The sequence below is a fragment of the Kitasatospora sp. NPDC127060 genome (assembly GCF_042724935.1).
GTDB lineage: Bacteria > Actinomycetota > Actinomycetes > Streptomycetales > Streptomycetaceae > Kitasatospora.
Genome location: NZ_JBHXEG010000049.1, coordinates 1 through 14,371, shown reverse-complemented (window position 1 = coordinate 14,371; position 14,371 = coordinate 1). Strand labels below are relative to the sequence as shown.

Annotated in this window: 13 protein-coding genes; 3 read left to right on the top strand and 10 right to left on the bottom strand. The window is 72.7% G+C overall.

The window, feature by feature from the left end; all coding sequences use genetic code 11:
• Nucleotides 1–79: 79 nt before the first annotated feature.
• Genes ACFWIS_RS24835 through deoC form a run of 3 tightly spaced genes read right to left on the bottom strand, consistent with a single transcriptional unit; the run spans nt 80 to nt 3,463 of the window.
• Complete coding sequence (locus ACFWIS_RS24835; protein ID WP_380457998.1) at nt 80–982, bottom strand: aldehyde dehydrogenase family protein; 903 nt, start codon at nt 980–982, stop codon at nt 80–82.
• Nucleotides 975–2,471: an aldehyde dehydrogenase family protein gene (locus tag ACFWIS_RS24830; protein ID WP_380458000.1), complete on the bottom strand. Its 1,497-nt coding sequence runs from the start codon at nt 2,469–2,471 to the stop codon at nt 975–977. Before ACFWIS_RS24830 ends, ACFWIS_RS24835 begins: the two co-directional genes overlap by 8 nt.
• Nucleotides 2,472–2,476: 5 nt before the next feature.
• On the bottom strand, nt 2,477–3,463 hold the full coding sequence (gene deoC / locus ACFWIS_RS24825) for a deoxyribose-phosphate aldolase (RefSeq protein WP_380458002.1): 987 nt from the start codon (nt 3,461–3,463) through the stop codon (nt 2,477–2,479).
• Between the two features lie 180 nt (nt 3,464–3,643).
• On the opposite strand from deoC, the gene ACFWIS_RS24820 reads away from it, so the two are divergent.
• The gene (locus ACFWIS_RS24820; RefSeq protein WP_380458004.1) at nt 3,644–4,324 is read left to right on the top strand and encodes a PH domain-containing protein; all 681 of its coding nucleotides are present in this window, start codon (nt 3,644–3,646) and stop codon (nt 4,322–4,324) included.
• Between the two features lie 93 nt (nt 4,325–4,417).
• Here the strand turns inward: ACFWIS_RS24820 and ACFWIS_RS24815 are convergent, their stop codons facing one another.
• From ACFWIS_RS24815 to ACFWIS_RS24805, 3 genes are all read right to left on the bottom strand, one after another.
• Entirely contained in the window at nt 4,418–6,136 is a 1,719-nt protein-coding gene (locus tag ACFWIS_RS24815; protein ID WP_380458006.1) for a phospho-sugar mutase, read from the bottom strand.
• A gap of 163 nt (nt 6,137–6,299) precedes the next feature.
• Nucleotides 6,300–7,121: a purine-nucleoside phosphorylase gene (locus tag ACFWIS_RS24810; protein WP_380458008.1), complete on the bottom strand. Its 822-nt coding sequence runs from the start codon at nt 7,119–7,121 to the stop codon at nt 6,300–6,302.
• 147 nt (nt 7,122–7,268) lie between these two features.
• On the bottom strand, nt 7,269–7,706 hold the full coding sequence (locus ACFWIS_RS24805) for a gamma-glutamylcyclotransferase (protein WP_380458010.1): 438 nt from the start codon (nt 7,704–7,706) through the stop codon (nt 7,269–7,271).
• A 96-nt stretch (nt 7,707–7,802) separates the two neighbouring features.
• On the opposite strand from ACFWIS_RS24805, the gene ACFWIS_RS24800 reads away from it, so the two are divergent.
• A complete protein-coding gene (locus ACFWIS_RS24800; RefSeq protein ID WP_380458012.1) occupies nt 7,803–9,251 on the top strand; it encodes an NAD(P)H-quinone dehydrogenase in 1,449 nt (482 codons plus the stop codon).
• 235 nt (nt 9,252–9,486) lie between these two features.
• A complete protein-coding gene (locus tag ACFWIS_RS24795; RefSeq protein WP_380458027.1) occupies nt 9,487–10,440 on the top strand; it encodes a DeoR/GlpR family DNA-binding transcription regulator in 954 nt (317 codons plus the stop codon).
• Between the two features lie 118 nt (nt 10,441–10,558).
• On the opposite strand, the gene ACFWIS_RS24790 is transcribed toward ACFWIS_RS24795, so the two are convergent.
• From ACFWIS_RS24790 to mmpB, 4 genes are all read right to left on the bottom strand, one after another.
• Nucleotides 10,559–12,334 (bottom strand): acetyl/propionyl/methylcrotonyl-CoA carboxylase subunit alpha, encoded by a 1,776-nt coding sequence (locus ACFWIS_RS24790; protein ID WP_380458014.1) that lies wholly within the window; start codon nt 12,332–12,334, stop codon nt 10,559–10,561.
• Nucleotides 12,335–12,570: 236 nt separating this feature from the next.
• On the bottom strand, nt 12,571–13,419 hold the full coding sequence (locus ACFWIS_RS24785) for a hypothetical protein (protein ID WP_380523995.1): 849 nt from the start codon (nt 13,417–13,419) through the stop codon (nt 12,571–12,573).
• A gap of 62 nt (nt 13,420–13,481) precedes the next feature.
• On the bottom strand, nt 13,482–14,084 hold the full coding sequence (locus ACFWIS_RS24780; RefSeq protein ID WP_380458017.1) for a nucleoside triphosphate pyrophosphatase: 603 nt from the start codon (nt 14,082–14,084) through the stop codon (nt 13,482–13,484).
• 47 nt (nt 14,085–14,131) lie between these two features.
• Nucleotides 14,132–14,272, bottom strand: coding sequence for a morphogenic membrane protein MmpB (gene mmpB / locus ACFWIS_RS24775; RefSeq protein ID WP_380458019.1), 141 nt, complete (start codon nt 14,270–14,272; stop codon nt 14,132–14,134).
• Between the last annotated feature and the right edge of the window lie 99 nt (nt 14,273–14,371).

Genomic DNA, 14,371 nt, shown 5'->3' with positions numbered 1-14,371 from the left:
ATGACCGTCCGGGCCCTGGGGGGGAGAGGGCACTGGGGACGGCCAGTCTGTGGAGTTGTTACTCGGTGGTGACGGAGGATCAGATCCCCATCGGGTGCCAGACCGTCTTCGTCTCCAGGAAGGAGAGTAGCCGGTTGGTACCGGGCGCATCGGTCCAGTCCCGGGCGAACGGGTCCAGCTCCGGACGGATCACTCGCTTGAGAGTATCCGCGGCGGCGGCCTCCAGGGCGGGCGCCGCGCCGGGGCCGTCGGCGGCGATGGCACCGGTGAGGTCCAGCGCGTTGACGTCCTGGTGCGAGGCCAGGGTGGGGGCGATGTCCGCGGTCTTCCCCGAGATGATGTTGACCACGCCGCCGGGGACGTCCGAGGTGGCCAGCACCTCGCCCAGGGACAGTGCGGGCAGCGGGGCGTCCGCGGCGGCCGCGACCACGACCGTGTTGCCGGTGGCGATCGCCGGGGCGATCACCGAGACCAGGCCGAGCAGCGAGTGCCCGTACCCGGCCTGCGGGGCGACGATCCCGACCACGCCGGTCGGCTCCGGGGTGGAGAGGTTGAAGTACGGCCCGGCGACCGGGTTGGCGCCGCCCGCGATCTGGGCGACCTTGTCCGTCCAGCCCGCGTACCAGACCCAGCGGTCGATCGCGGCGTCCACCAGCGCGGCGGCCTTCTTCGGGCCGATGCCCTCGGAGAGGGACACCTCGGCGGCGAACTGCTCGCGCCGGCCCTGGAGCATCTCGGCCACCCGGTACAGCACCTGGCCGCGGTTGTACGCGGTGGTGCCGGCCCAGCCCTTGACCGCCGCGCGGGCGGCCAGGACGGCGTCACGGGTGTCCTTGCGGGTGCCCAGCGGGGCGTTGGCGAGCCACTCGCCCTTCGAGTCGGTCACCTCGTACACCCGTCCGCTCTCGGAGCGCGGGAACTTCCCGCCGACGTACAGCTTGTAGGTCTTGAGGACGTCAAGACGCGTTGCGACATCAGACATCTCGGGCCTCGACATTCAGGTAGGGCTCCAGACCGTGGCGGCCACCCTCGCGGCCGTAACCCGACTCCTTGAAGCCGCCGAACGGCGAGGTCGGGTCGAACTTGTTGAAGGTGTTGGCCCAGACCACGCCGGCCTTGAGCCGGTTGGCCATCCAGAGGATGCGCGAGCCCTTCTCCGTCCAGATGCCGGCGGAGAGGCCGTACGGGGTGTTGTTGGCCTTCTGGACCGCCTCTTCGGGGGTCCGGAAGGTCAGCACCGACAGCACCGGGCCGAAGATCTCCTCCTGGGCGATCCGGTGGGCCTGGCTGACGCCGGTGAACAGGGTCGGCTTGAACCAGAAGCCGGTGCCGGGGAGTTCGCACTCCGGCGACCAGCGGTCCGCGCCCTCGGCCTCGCCGGCGTCGGTCAGCTCGGTGATCCGGGCCAGCTGGGCGGCCGAGTTGATCGCGCCGATGTCGGTGTTCTTGTCCAGCGGGTCGCCGACCCGCAGGGTGGCCATCCGGCGCTTCAGGGCGTCCAGCACCTCGTCCTGGACGGACTCCTGGACCAGCAGGCGCGAACCGGCGCAGCAGACGTGGCCCTGGTTGAAGAAGATGCCGTTGACGATGCCCTCGACCGCCTGGTCGATCGGCGCGTCGTCGAAGACGATGTTGGCGGCCTTGCCGCCCAGCTCCAGTGACAGCTTCTTGCGGCTGCCGGCGAGCTGCTTGGCGATCGCCCGGCCGACCGGGGTGGAGCCGGTAAAGGCGACCTTGTTGACGTCCGGGTGCGCGGTGAGCGCCGCGCCGGTGCGGCCGTCGCCGGTGACGATGTTGACGACGCCCTTCGGCAGACCGGCCTGGCGGCAGATCTCGGCGAAGCGCAGCGCGGTCAGCGGGGTGGTCTCGGCCGGCTTCAGGACGACCGTGTTGCCGGTCGCCAGCGCGGGCGCGATCTTCCACGCCAGCATCATCAGCGGGAAGTTCCAGGGGATGATCTGGCCGGCCACGCCCAGCGGGCGCGGGTTGGCGCCGAAGCCGGCGTAGTCCAGCTTGTCCGCCCAGCCCGCGTAGTAGAAGAACCACGCGGCGACGGTCGGGATGTCGAAGTCGCGGGTCTCGCGGATCGGCTTGCCGTTGTCCATCGACTCCAGCACGGCCAGCTCGCGGGCGCGCTCCTGGATGATCCGGGCGATCCGGAACAGGTACTTGGCGCGCTCGCTGCCCGGCAGCGCCGACCAGTCGGCGAAGGCCTTGCGGGCGGCGGCGACGGCGCGGTCCACGTCCTCGTCGGTGCCCTGGGCGAACTCGGCGAGCACCTGCTCGGTGGCCGGGTTGACCGTCTTCAGGGCCTCGCTGCCGGAGGAGTCGACGAACTCGCCGCCGATGAAGTGGCCGTACGAGGTGGCGATGTCGCCCGCGGCGGCGGGGGACTCCGGGGCCGGGGCGTAGCTGAAGAGGCCTCCGGCCGGCTTGGCCGCGGGCTCCTCGGTGTTCTTCTTCTTGGCCATGGTGATCAGTCCACCGTCACGTAGTCGGGGCCGGAGTAGCGGCCGGTGGCCAGCTTCTGGCGCTGCATCAGCAGGTCGTTGAGCAGGCTGGAGGCGCCGAAGCGGAACCAGTGCGGGGTCAGCCAGTCGTCGCCGAGCGTCTCGTTGACCATCACCAGGTACTTCATGGCGTCCTTGGTGGTCTTGATGCCACCGGCGGGCTTCACGCCGACCTGGACGCCGGTGGCGGCGCGGAAGTCGCGGACCGCCTCCAGCATCAGCAGGGTGACCGGCGGGGTCGCGTTGACGGCGACCTTGCCGGTGGAGGTCTTGATGAAGTCGGCGCCGGCCAGCATCGCCAGCCAGGAGACCCGGCGGACGTTGTCGTAGGTCTGCAGCTCGCCGGTCTCGAAGATCACCTTGAGGTGGGCGTAGCTGCCGTCGGCGCGCTTGCACGCCTCCTTGACGGCGACGATCTCGTTGTAGACGTCGAAGTAGCGGCCGGAGAGGAAGGCGCCGCGGTCGATCACCATGTCGATCTCGTCGGCGCCCGCGGCCACCGCGTCGGCGGTGTCGGCGAGCTTGACCGGGAGGGCGGCGCGGCCGGCCGGGAAGGCGGTGGCGACCGAGGCGACCTGGATGTCGGTGCCGCGCAGGGCGTCCTTCGCGGTGGCGACCATGTCCGGGTAGACACAGATGGCGGCGACGCGCGGGGTGGTCGGGTCGGTCGGGTCGGGGGTCCTGCCCTTGGCGCACAGGGCGCGCACCTTGCCGACCGTGTCCGCGCCTTCCAGCGTGGTCAGGTCGATCATGGAGATCGCCAGGTCGATGGCGTAGGCCTTCGCCGTGGTCTTGATCGAGCGGGTACCGAGGGTGGCGGCTCGCGCCTCAAGGCCGACCTGGTCGACGCCGGGCAGGCCGTGCAGGAAGCGGCGGAGCGAGGCCTCGGACGCCGCAACGTCCGCGAGGCCGCTGCCCGCAACGCCGGGGGCATTGGCTGCAACAGTGGACATAGTCACCAGACCAGCATATCTACGCGCGTAGCCGACCGCTAGAGCGCCCACCTTTCCGGCCCGCTTTCGTGGCCGGACCGATACCTGGGGCACCGCCGGCCCGCCGGTCCCGCCGGGGCCCGCCATTCGTGGCCGGACCGAGACCCGCTGGTGAGGGGTGCATGGGGCAGAATCGACGCCATGACCGAATCCGACGGCAAGCCCCACCAGGGCCCGGCCGCCCCCGGCGGGGAGCCCGAGTACGCGGACCGCGTGTACCGCTCCGTCCCCGGCGTGATCTCCGGAGTGTTCCTGCTGGCCGTCGCCGGCTGGCTGATCGGCGACGCGGTGGTGACCGGCACCGGCAAGACCCCGTACGTCGCGCTCGCGGCGGTGCCGGTGTTCGCCTTCCCGGTGATCGCCTACACGCTGCGCCCGGCGGTCTTCGCCGGCCGCGGCCGCCTGGTCGTCCGCAACCCGTGGCGCACCGTCACCGCCCCCTGGGCCTCGGTCGACGCGCTGCGCGCGGGCTACTCGGTCGAGCTGCTGTCCGGCGAGAAGAAGTACCAGGTGTGGGCCGTCCCGGTGTCGCTGCGCCAGCGCAAGCGCGCCACCCGGGCGCAGAGCCGCGGCAACGCCGAGCACGCCTCCCGGACCGGCCTGGGAATGGGCCTGGCCGCCCGGACCAACCCGGTCGTCCAGGGCTCCCCGGACCCGACCCGCGCCTGGTCCGACCAGGTGACCGACGTCCTCCAGGAGATGGCCGAGCGCAACCGCACCAGCCCGGACGCGGCCGGCCCGGTGGTCGTCCGCTGGTGCTGGTGGGTCATCGCCCCCGCCCTGGCCGGCCTCGTCGCCCTGATCACGGTGATCGCGGTCTGAGCCCGGAGCACGCGCTCCGCTCCCGACCCGGGAGACACGCACGAGGGCCCGCCGGTCACGAACCGGCGGGCCCTGTCACGTACGGCGGCGGGGTCAGATGCCCGCGGCCTCGGCGAGGTCGCGCTTGACGGCGGCGAGCAGCTCGGCGGCGCGCTCGCGGGCGCCGGCCAGGTCGGCGGCGCTGGCGACCGGGAGGACGACCTCCAGGTAGCACTTGAGCTTGGGCTCGGTGCCGGAGGGGCGGACCACGATCCGGGCCGAGCGGACGGCCTCGCCGGCCAGGTAGTAGCGCAGGCCGTCGGTGGGCGGCAGCTCGGCGGAGCCGGCCGCGAGGTCGTCGGCGCGGGTGACGGTCAGCCCGGCCAGCACGGTCGGCGGCTGCTCGCGCAGCCGGCGCATGGCGTCGGCGATCAGCGAGAGGTCCTGCACCCGGACGGACAGCTGGTCGGTGGCGTGCAGGCCGTGCTCCAGCGCCAGGTCGTCCAGCAGGTCGCTGAGCGTGCGGCCGGACCGCTTGAGCGTGGCCGCGAGTTCGGCGACCAGCAGGGCGGCGGTGATGCCGTCCTTGTCGCGGACGCCCTGCGGGTCGACGCAGTAGCCGAGCGCCTCCTCGTAGCCGTAGCGCAGGCCCTCGGCGCGGGAGATCCACTTGAAGCCGGTCAGCGTCTCCTCGTAGCCCAGGCCCGCGGCCTCGGCGATCCGGCCGAGCAGGGTGGCGGAGACGATGGTGGTGGCGAAGGTGCCCTCGGCCTTCTTGGCGACCAGCGCGGAGCCCAGCAGCGCGCCGACCTCGTCGCCGCGCAGCATCCGCCAGCCGGAGGTGCCGTTGCCGCTGCCCGCCGCGTTCCCGTGGACCGGGACGGCCACCGCGCAGCGGTCCGCGTCCGGGTCGTTGGCGATCACGATGTCCGGGCCGGCCGCGGCGGCGGTGCGGAAGGCGAGGTCCATCGCCCCCGGCTCCTCCGGGTTGGGGAAGGCCACGGTCGGGAAGTCCGGGTCGGGCTCGGCCTGCTCGGCGACCACGGTCGGCGCGGGGAAGCCGGCCCGGCGGAAGGCGGCGACCAGGGTGTCGCGGCCGACGCCGTGCATCGGGGTGTACACCACGTCCAGCTCGCGCGGGCTGTGCGCGTCGAGGATGCTGACGGCGCGGTCCAGGTAGGCCTCGATGACGTCCTCGCCGAGCACCTCCCAGCCCTCCTCGGCGCGCGGGACGTCGTCCAGCGAGCCGATCGCGTCGATCTCGGCGGCGATCCCGGCGTCGGCCGGCGGGACGATCTGCGAGCCGTCGCCCAGGTAGACCTTGTAGCCGTTGTCCTGCGGCGGGTTGTGGCTGGCGGTGACGGTCACGCCGGCGGCCGCGCCCAGGTGGCGGATCGCGAAGGCGAGCACCGGGGTGGGCAGCGGGCGCGGCAGCAGCGCGGCGCGCAGGCCGGCCCCGACCACGACGGCGGCGGTGTCCCTGGCGAAGTCGTACGACTTGTGCCGGGCGTCGTAGCCGATCACCACGAGGTCGCCGAGGCCCTGCTCCTTCACGTACGCGACCAGGCCGGCGGCGGCCCGGATCACCACGGCGCGGTTCATCCGCATCGGGCCGGCGCCGAGTTCGCCGCGCAGGCCGGCGGTGCCGAACTGGAGGCGGTCGGCGAAGCGCTCGGCGAGGTCCGACCAGGCGAGCTTGCTGTCCGTCTCGGCGTCCGGGCCCTCGGCCAGGGCCAGCAGGGCGGTCAGCTCCTCGCGGGTCTGCGGGTCGGGGTCCTCGGCCAGCCAGGTCCGGGCCCGGGCGAGGAGGTCGGGGTTGAGTGCCTGCGTCATGTTGGCTGCTCCATCGGGAGTGCGTCGGGGTGTCGGCCGGAGGGTTCCGCGCGAAGGGGGTGGAGAAGGGGTGCGCACATGCGGACGGGACCCGCCGGAGGGCGTGATCAGCGGATCACGCCGCCCGTGGGCCCCGTCGTTCATGATTCTGTGCCGGCAGGCGTCAGATCCGCTCCAGGACCTTCGCCAGCAGCTCGCCCATGCGCTCGGCGGAGGCCTTGCCGGCCTCCAGGACCTCTTCGTGGTTGAGCGGCTCGCCGGTCATGCCGGCGGCCAGGTTGGTGACCAGGGAGATGCCGAGCACCTCGGAGCCGGCCTCGCGGGCGGCGATGGCCTCCAGGGTGGTGGACATGCCGACCAGCTCGCCGCCGATCACCCGGGCCATGTGGACCTCGGCCGGGGTCTCGTAGTGCGGGCCGCGGAACTGGACGTAGACGGCCTCGTCCAGGCTCGGGTCGACCTCGCGGCACAGCTCGCGCAGGCGCTTGGAGTAGAGGTCGGTGAGGTCGACGAAGTTCGCGCCGACGATCGGGGAGTCCGCGGTCAGGTTGATGTGGTCGCTGATCAGGACCGGCTGGCCCGGGGTCCAGCCCTGGCGCAGACCACCGCAGCCGTTGGTCAGGACGATGATGCCGCAGCCGGCCGCGGCGGCGGTGCGCACGCCGTGGACGACGGTGGCCACGCCGTGGCCCTCGTAGTAGTGGTTGCGGCCCAGGAAGATCAGGGCGCGCTTGTCGCCGATCTTCACCGAGCGGATCTTGCCGGCGTGGCCGGCCACGGCGGGGGCGGGGAAGCCCGGGAGGTCGGTGACCGGGAACTCGGCCACGGTCTCGCCCAGGGCGTCGGCGGCCGGCACCCAGCCGGAGCCCATCACCAGGGCGACGTCGTGCCGCTCGGCACCGGTCAGCTCGCGCAGGCGCTCGGCGGCGGCCTGGGCGGCGGCGTAGGGGTCGGCGGAGACGACCGACTGAGGAGAAGCGTTCACGGGTCCGAGGATAGACGGGTTTCGGCTACGCGCGTAGAAATTCAGCTGCGGCGTGCCGGATCGTTACCCGGTTGACCCGAAAACACAGCTCGGTGGCCCTCTTCGGGCGACCGGCTTTGTTGATACGTACGGAAATCAGGTCGGTGATCAGCACGGCCGGCGGCGCAGGTCCATCACGTAGTCGTGCGGGGCCCCGGCGCTCTCGGCGGCGTCGGCGATCAGACCGAGGTAGCGCGCCGCCGGCAGGCCGCCCTCGTAGTCGTTGAGCACGTACGTCCAGACCTGGATGTCGCCGTCCAGGGTCTGCGCCCGCAGCTTGATCTTGCGGTAGATGCCGAGCTGGACCCCCTCCCAGCGGTCCAGGCCCTCCTCGTCCATCGGCGCGACGTCGTAGAGGGAGACGAAGACCTGCTCCTTCTCGTCCTCGACGACCGTGGCCAGCGAGCCCTCCCAACCGAGTTGCTCGCCACCGAAGGTGAGCCGCCAGCCGTCCAGCCACCCCGTGCCGCGGTGCGGGGAGTGCGGGGCTCGGCGGGTCATCTGCCGGGCATCGAGGTTGGTGGCATACGCGGCGTAAAGGGGCATGGGTGCAGAGTAGCCCGGTCGGCGCACGGGGCGGGGCCAGTGGACGAAGCTACGAGCGTGGACCCCGTTGTGGCGCCGCTCCCGGCGTGCGGGACAATGGGGTACGTGACTCGGATCGTGATCATCGGTGGCGGACCCGGCGGCTACGAGGCGGCCCTGGTGGCCGCTCAGCTCGGCGCGGAGGTGACCGTCGTCGACCGCGACGGTCTGGGCGGATCGGCGGTGCTCACGGACTGCGTTCCGTCGAAGACCCTGATCGCGACCGCGGAGGTGATGACCACCTTCGACAGCTCGTACGAGGAGCTGGGCATCACGGTCGACCAGGAGGGCGTCGCCGAGGACCGGAAGGTCATCGGGGTGGACCTGGGCAAGGTCAACCGCCGTGTGAAGCGCCTGGCGATCGCGCAGTCCCACGACATCACCCAGTCCGTCACCCGCGCCGGGGTCACCGTGCTGCGCGGCCGGGGCCGGCTCGGTTCCGGCGGGCAGGCCGTGGACGGCTCCCGCGAGGTGCTGGTGGACGCCCCCGACGGCAGCGTGCAGTCGCTGCGCGCCGACGCGGTGCTGATCGCCACCGGCGCCCACCCGCGCGAGGTGCCGGACGCCCAGCCGGACGGCGAGCGGATCCTCACCTGGACCCAGGTGTACGACCTGGAGGAGCTGCCCCGCGAGCTGATCGTGGTCGGCTCCGGCGTCACCGGCGCCGAGTTCGCCGGCGCGTACCAGGCGCTCGGCTCCAAGGTCACCCTGGTCTCCAGCCGCGACCGGGTGCTGCCGGGCGAGGACCCGGACGCCGCCGAGGTGCTGGAGGACGTCTTCCGCCGCCGCGGCATGAACGTGATGAGCCGGACGCGGGCCGAGAGCGCCAAGCGGATCGGCGACCGGGTCGAGGTGACCCTCTCCGACGGCAGGGTGATCGGGGGCACCCACTGCCTGATGGCGGTCGGCTCGATCCCCAACACCGCGGAGATGGGCCTGGAGGAGGCCGGGGTCAAGCTCAACGACTGGGGCCAGATCCAGGTCGACCGGGTCTCCCGCACCAGCGCCCCCGGCGTCTACGCGGCCGGCGACTGCACCGGCGTCTTCATGCTCGCCTCGGTGGCGGCCATGCAGGGCCGGATCGCGATGTACCACGCGCTCGGCGACGCGGTGCAGCCGCTGAACCTCAAGACCGTGGCCTCCAACGTCTTCACCGACCCGGAGATCGCCACCGTCGGCTACACCGCCGCCGACGTGGAGTGCGGCAAGATGGACGCCGTCGTGGTCAAGCTGCCGCTGCGCGGCAACCCGCGGGCGAAGATGCAGGGCATCCGGGACGGCTTCGTGAAGCTGTTCTGCCGCCCCGGCACCGGCATCGTGGTCGGCGGCGTGGTCGTCGCCCCCCGGGCCAGCGAACTGATCCACCCGATCGCGCTCGCGGTGGACGCCAATCTGACGGTCGAACAGGTGGCCAGCGCGTTCACCGTCTACCCGTCCGTCTCCGGCTCGACCGCCGAGGCCGCCCGGCAGCTGCACATCCGCAAGCGGGTCGACGGCGAATCCTGAGCTCAAGCGCACAGTTGAGGGCGGCTGCCGATCGGCGGCCGCCCTTCGCGCAGGCATGATCGTCACCCGGACGGCGGGCGCAGTTCCGGGTTGTTGACGGCGCGTATTGTACGGTCACGCGCCGCTCTTGCGTGAGCAATTCCCGCTACCAGCTGCAAACGCCTGAAAGCAGACGGTCACGCAGGTTACCGTCGGTTCTGTGTTTGCAGCAGAACGTCGCCAGTTGATCCTCGAAATGGTGCGCGCCAACGGAGCGGTCTCGCTCCGGGAGTTGGCCCGCGTCGTCCAGACCTCCGAAGTGACCGTGCGCCGGGACGTGCGGGCGCTGGAGGCAGAAGGGCTCCTCGACCGCCGGCACGGCGGCGCGGTGCTCCCCGGCGGCTTCAGCCGCGAACCCGGCTACCCGCAGAAGACCCACCTGTCCGCGGCGGAGAAGAGCGCCATCGCGGACCTCGCCGCCGGCCTGGTGGAGGAGGGCGACGCGGTGGTGGTCGGCGCCGGCACCACCACCCAGGAACTGGCCCGCCGGCTGGCCCGGGTGCCCGGGCTGACGGTGGTCACCAACTCCCTGCTGGTCGCCCAGGCGCTGGCGCACGCCAACCGGGTCGAGGTGGTGATGACCGGCGGCACCCTGCGCGGCTCCAACTACGCCCTGGTGGGCAGTGGTGCGGAGCAGTCGCTGCAGGGGCTGCGGGTCACCAAGGCCTTCATCTCCGGCAGTGGGCTGACCTCCGAGCGCGGGCTGTCGACCGCGAACATGCTGTCCGCGAGCGTGGACCGGGCAATGGTGCTGGCGGCCGCCGAGGTCATCGTCCTCGCCGACCACACCAAGCTCGGCGCGGCCGGCATGTTCCAGACCGTCGCCACCGAGACCATCACCCGGCTGGTCACCGACGAGCAGGCCGCCGCCGACGACGCCACCGCCCGCGAGCTGGACGCGCTCGCCGACTGCGGGGTGCAGATCGACCTGGCGCCGCTCGGGGCCGCACCCGGCGGGGACGCCCCGGTGCACGGCACCGGCAGCGGCCCGGTGCACCAGACCCAGCCCGGCCCGCTGGGCCGCCGTCCCGCCCCGCCGGGCGGTGCCCCGCTGCCCGGCCAGCGCCGCCCCGGGACGCACGGCGGGCCGGTCGGCCCGGGCGGGATGCCGGTCCGGCTGGCCGAGATGGGCCTGCCGCGCGGGCGCTGAGCCCGGCGTCGAACCACAGCGGGCGAGCAAACCCTGGAAACACGACCGGTCCGCACCCCCCGAAGGGAGTACGGACCGGTCGAGGATTGACGGACCCGGCGTCAGCCGCCGGTCCGGATCAGTCCTTGATCTCGCACAGCGCGGCGCCGCTGCTGACGCTCGCGCCCACCTCGGCCTTGAGGCCGACCACGGTGCCCGCCTTGTGGGCGTTCAGCGGCTGCTCCATCTTCATCGCCTCCAGGACCACGATCAGCTCGCCCTCGGCGACGACCTGGCCCTCCTCGACGGCGACCTTGACGATGGTGCCCTGCATCGGCGAGGCCAGGGTGTCACCGCTGACGGCCGAACCGGCCTTCTTGGCGCCCACCCGGCGCTTGGCCTTCGCGGCGCCCGTCGCACCGGCCGCCGGGGCCGTCGCGACGCCCAGCGAGGACGGCAGCGAGACCTCGATCCGCTTGCCGCCGACCTCGACGACCACGGTCTCCCGGGTCTCGGCCTCCTCGGCCTCGCCGGCCGAGCCCGCGAACGGCGGGATGGTGTTGTCGAAGTCGGTCTCGATCCAGCGGGTGTAGATCGTGAACGGCTCGTCGCTGCCGTGCACCTCGGGCGCGAACGCCGGGTCGGTGACGACCGCTCGGTGGAACGGGATGGCGGTGGCCATGCCCTCGACCCTGAACTCGCTCAGCGCGCGCCGGGCCCGCTCCAGCGCCTGCTTGCGGTCGCGGCCGGAGACGATCAGCTTGGCCAGCAGGGAGTCCCAGGCCGGGCCGATGACCGATCCGGTCTCCACGCCGGAGTCCAGGCGCACACCCGGGCCGGACGGCGGGGCGAACAGCGTCACGGTGCCGGGCGCGGGCAGGAAGTTGCGGCCCGGGTCCTCGCCGTTGATGCGGAACTCGAAGGAGTGGCCGCGGACCTCGGGGTCGCCGTAGCCGAGCTCCTCGCCGTCGGCGATCCGGAACATCTCGCGGACCAGGTCGATCCCGGTGACCTCCTCGGTGACCGGGTGCTCCACCTGCAGACGGGTGTTGACCTCCAGGAAGGAGATCGTGCCGTCCAGCGCGACCAGGAACTCGCAGGTCCCGGCGCCCTCGTAGCCGGCCTCCTTGAGGATGGCCTTGGAGGCGCGGTACAGCTCGGCGTTCTGCTCAGCGGTCAGGAACGGCGCGGGCGCCTCCTCGACCAGCTTCTGGTGCCGGCGCTGCAGCGAGCAGTCACGGGTGGAGACGACCACCACGTTGCCGTGCTTGTCCGCGAGGCACTGGGTCTCCACGTGCCGCGGATTGTCCAGGTAGCGCTCGACGAAGCACTCGCCGCGCCCGAAGGCGGCGACCGCCTCGCGCACCGCGGACTCGTACAGCTCCGGGATCTCCTCCAGGTTGCGGGCGACCTTCAGGCCGCGCCCGCCGCCGCCGAACGCCGCCTTGATGGCGACCGGCAGGCCGTGCTCCCGGGCGAACTCGACGACCTCGTCGGCCCCGGAGACCGGGTCCGGGGTGCCGGCCACCAGCGGGGCGCCGGCGCGCTGGGCGACGTGACGGGCGGTGACCTTGTCACCGAGGTCGCGGATGGCCTGCGGCGGCGGGCCGATCCAGGTCAGGCCCGCGTCGATCACGGCCTGGGCGAACTCGGCGTTCTCCGACAGGAACCCGTAACCGGGGTGGACGGCGTCGGCGCCGGAGTCCTCGGCGGCCTTCAAGACCTTGGCGATGTCCAGGTAACTGGTGCCGGGGGTGTCACCGCCCAGCGCATAAGCCTCGTCGGCCGCGCGGACGTGCAGCGCATCCCGGTCCGGCTCGGCGTAGACGGCGACGCTGGCGATACCGGCGTCCGAGCAGGCCCGGGCGACGCGGACGGCGATTTCCCCGCGGTTGGCGATGAGCACCTTGCGCACTGTGGCTCCCTTCTTGAACCTCGTTGAGTTTATGGATTCCTGGGCGGTACCGGCGAGTAGCCCCAGGTTGTGAACTATCCCACACGCTCGGTGATGGGATTTCGGGCCCGTCCGACGGGGCCGACGGCGACTTCGCAGGTCGCGGCCGGTGCGGTCGTACCGGCCCGGTCGACGGTGGGTGACCGGGGGGCGGCGTGGCGGGTCGGTGGCGTGCAACACACCCTGCCACGGCCCGCTCAAGCCACGGTCGTGCCGGTGGTCGTGCCGGTGGCCGTGCCGGTGGTCGTGCCGGTGGCCGTGCCGGTGGCCGTGCCGGTGGCCGTGCCGGTGGCCGAAGTGGCCGTCGGAGCGGTCTCGGCGGCCGCGGCGGCCGGGGGGCGGCGCAGGGCCTCGGCCGTGACGTCGGCGACCGGCTCGACCATGTCCGGTCCGTACGCCCCCGGGTTGACCACCCGCAGGACCAGCGCGAAGGTGCCGTTGCGGCCGTGCTTGCGGGCGAGTTCGCGGTGGTGCGAGACCAGGTAGCGGACGCCGGCCTGGTTGGCGGTGCCGGTCTGGCCGGAGATCAGGAACACCGGGCGGCCGCCCTCCGGGGTGGCGATCCGGGCCAGCAGGACGTGGGTGCGGTCGGGTTCGACGGCGAACTCCCGGCCGCCCACCGTGAGCACGTTGCTGCCCGGGCCGGGGCCGGAGGTGATCAGCACCCCGGGCAGGCCCCAGGCCAGGTGGGCGGCCATCCGCTCGTTGCTGACCGGACCACCCAGGCACAGCTCGGTCTTGGTGCCCAGGCCGCGGTGCGCGGAGTCGTGGGCGACCAGTTCGGGCCGCGCGCCGCACTCCTCGACCAGCCCGGCCAGCCACATCAGGGCGTAGGCGTCCCGGCGGGTCACGGTGTTGGCGTGCGAGCCCGCCCCGACGCTGCGCGGCACCACGATCAGGCACTCACTGCCGGTCGGCAGTCCGAAGAACCCCCGTACCCGCTCGACCTTCCGGCGCCGCCGCAGGGCCTGGGCCAGCCAGCCGAGTCCGGCGCTGATGGCACTGGCCACCAGGCCGAGCACCACGTTGAGCACGTTGTCGGTCATCGCCGCGTTCCCCTCCCGGTTCGAACGCCGGTCAGCTTAGACCGACTGCCCGCTGCGGCAGGTCAGTTGGCCCACAGGTCCGTGATGCGGACGTCGAGGTCGGCGAGCAGTCGGCGCAGCAGCGGCAGGGAGAGGCCGATGACGTTGCCCGGGTCGCCGTCGATGCCGTCGATGAACGGTGCCGAGCGGCCGTCCAGGGTGAACGCCCCGGCCACGTACAGCGGTTCGCCGGAGGCGACGTAGGCGGCCACCTCCGCGTCGTCCGGGGTGCCGAAGCGGACGGTGGTGGAGGCGGTGGCCGAGGACTGCCGGCCGGTCGCGGTGTCGATCACGCAGTGGCCGGTGCGCAGCACCCCGGCGCGGCCGCGCATGGACTGCCAGCGGGCCAGCGCCTCGGCGGCGTCGGCGGGCTTGCCGAGGGCGAGGCCGTCCAGCTCCAGGACGGAGTCGCAGCCGATCACCAGCTCGCTGCCGGTCAGTTCGACGGCGACGGCCTTCGCCTTGGCCTCGGCCAGGACGAGGGCGAGTTCGCCGGGGGTGGCGGCGGTGATGGCGTCCTCGTCGACGCCGCTGACCACCACGCGCGGGTCGAGCCCCGCCTGGCGCAGCAGTCCGAGGCGGGCGGGGGAGGCGGAGGCGAGGACGAGGGCGCGCTGGTCGGTCATGCCCACCAGGGTAGGGGGTGCTGGTATCCGCCGTTCGGGTGAACGGGTCAGGTGAAGTACCGGGTGACCATGATCAGGACGGAGCCCACCAGCACGATGGCGGCGAGCACCTTGCCGGCCCGCTGCATCCGTTCCTGCATGCGACGGGCTTCGGGCGAGGGCCCGTCCTCGGGGTCTGACCAGAGCACCCGTCCAGAGTGCGGTGCCGGTGGGCCAGGCCGCCTGAGTATCCGTACTCAGGTTTCGGGCACAGCGGGCGGCGGGGCGGGAGGTCGGGTGGGCCGACC

Coding starts and splice junctions, on each gene's coding strand:
- deoC (WP_380458002.1), bottom strand. CDS start 3,463: ATGTCCACTGTTGCAGCCAATGCCCCCGGCGTTGCGGGCAGCGGCCTC.
- ACFWIS_RS24835 (WP_380457998.1), bottom strand. CDS start 982: ATGTCTGATGTCGCAACGCGTCTTGACGTCCTCAAGACCTACAAGCTG.
- ACFWIS_RS24785 (WP_380523995.1), bottom strand. CDS start 13,419: ATGACCGACAACGTGCTCAACGTGGTGCTCGGCCTGGTGGCCAGTGCC.
- ACFWIS_RS24780 (WP_380458017.1), bottom strand. CDS start 14,084: ATGACCGACCAGCGCGCCCTCGTCCTCGCCTCCGCCTCCCCCGCCCGC.
- ACFWIS_RS24795 (WP_380458027.1), top strand. CDS start 9,487: ATGGTGCGCGCCAACGGAGCGGTCTCGCTCCGGGAGTTGGCCCGCGTC.
- ACFWIS_RS24820 (WP_380458004.1), top strand. CDS start 3,644: ATGACCGAATCCGACGGCAAGCCCCACCAGGGCCCGGCCGCCCCCGGC.
- ACFWIS_RS24800 (WP_380458012.1), top strand. CDS start 7,803: ATGGGGTACGTGACTCGGATCGTGATCATCGGTGGCGGACCCGGCGGC.
- ACFWIS_RS24815 (WP_380458006.1), bottom strand. CDS start 6,136: ATGACGCAGGCACTCAACCCCGACCTCCTCGCCCGGGCCCGGACCTGG.
- ACFWIS_RS24830 (WP_380458000.1), bottom strand. CDS start 2,471: ATGGCCAAGAAGAAGAACACCGAGGAGCCCGCGGCCAAGCCGGCCGGA.
- ACFWIS_RS24805 (WP_380458010.1), bottom strand. CDS start 7,706: ATGCCCCTTTACGCCGCGTATGCCACCAACCTCGATGCCCGGCAGATG.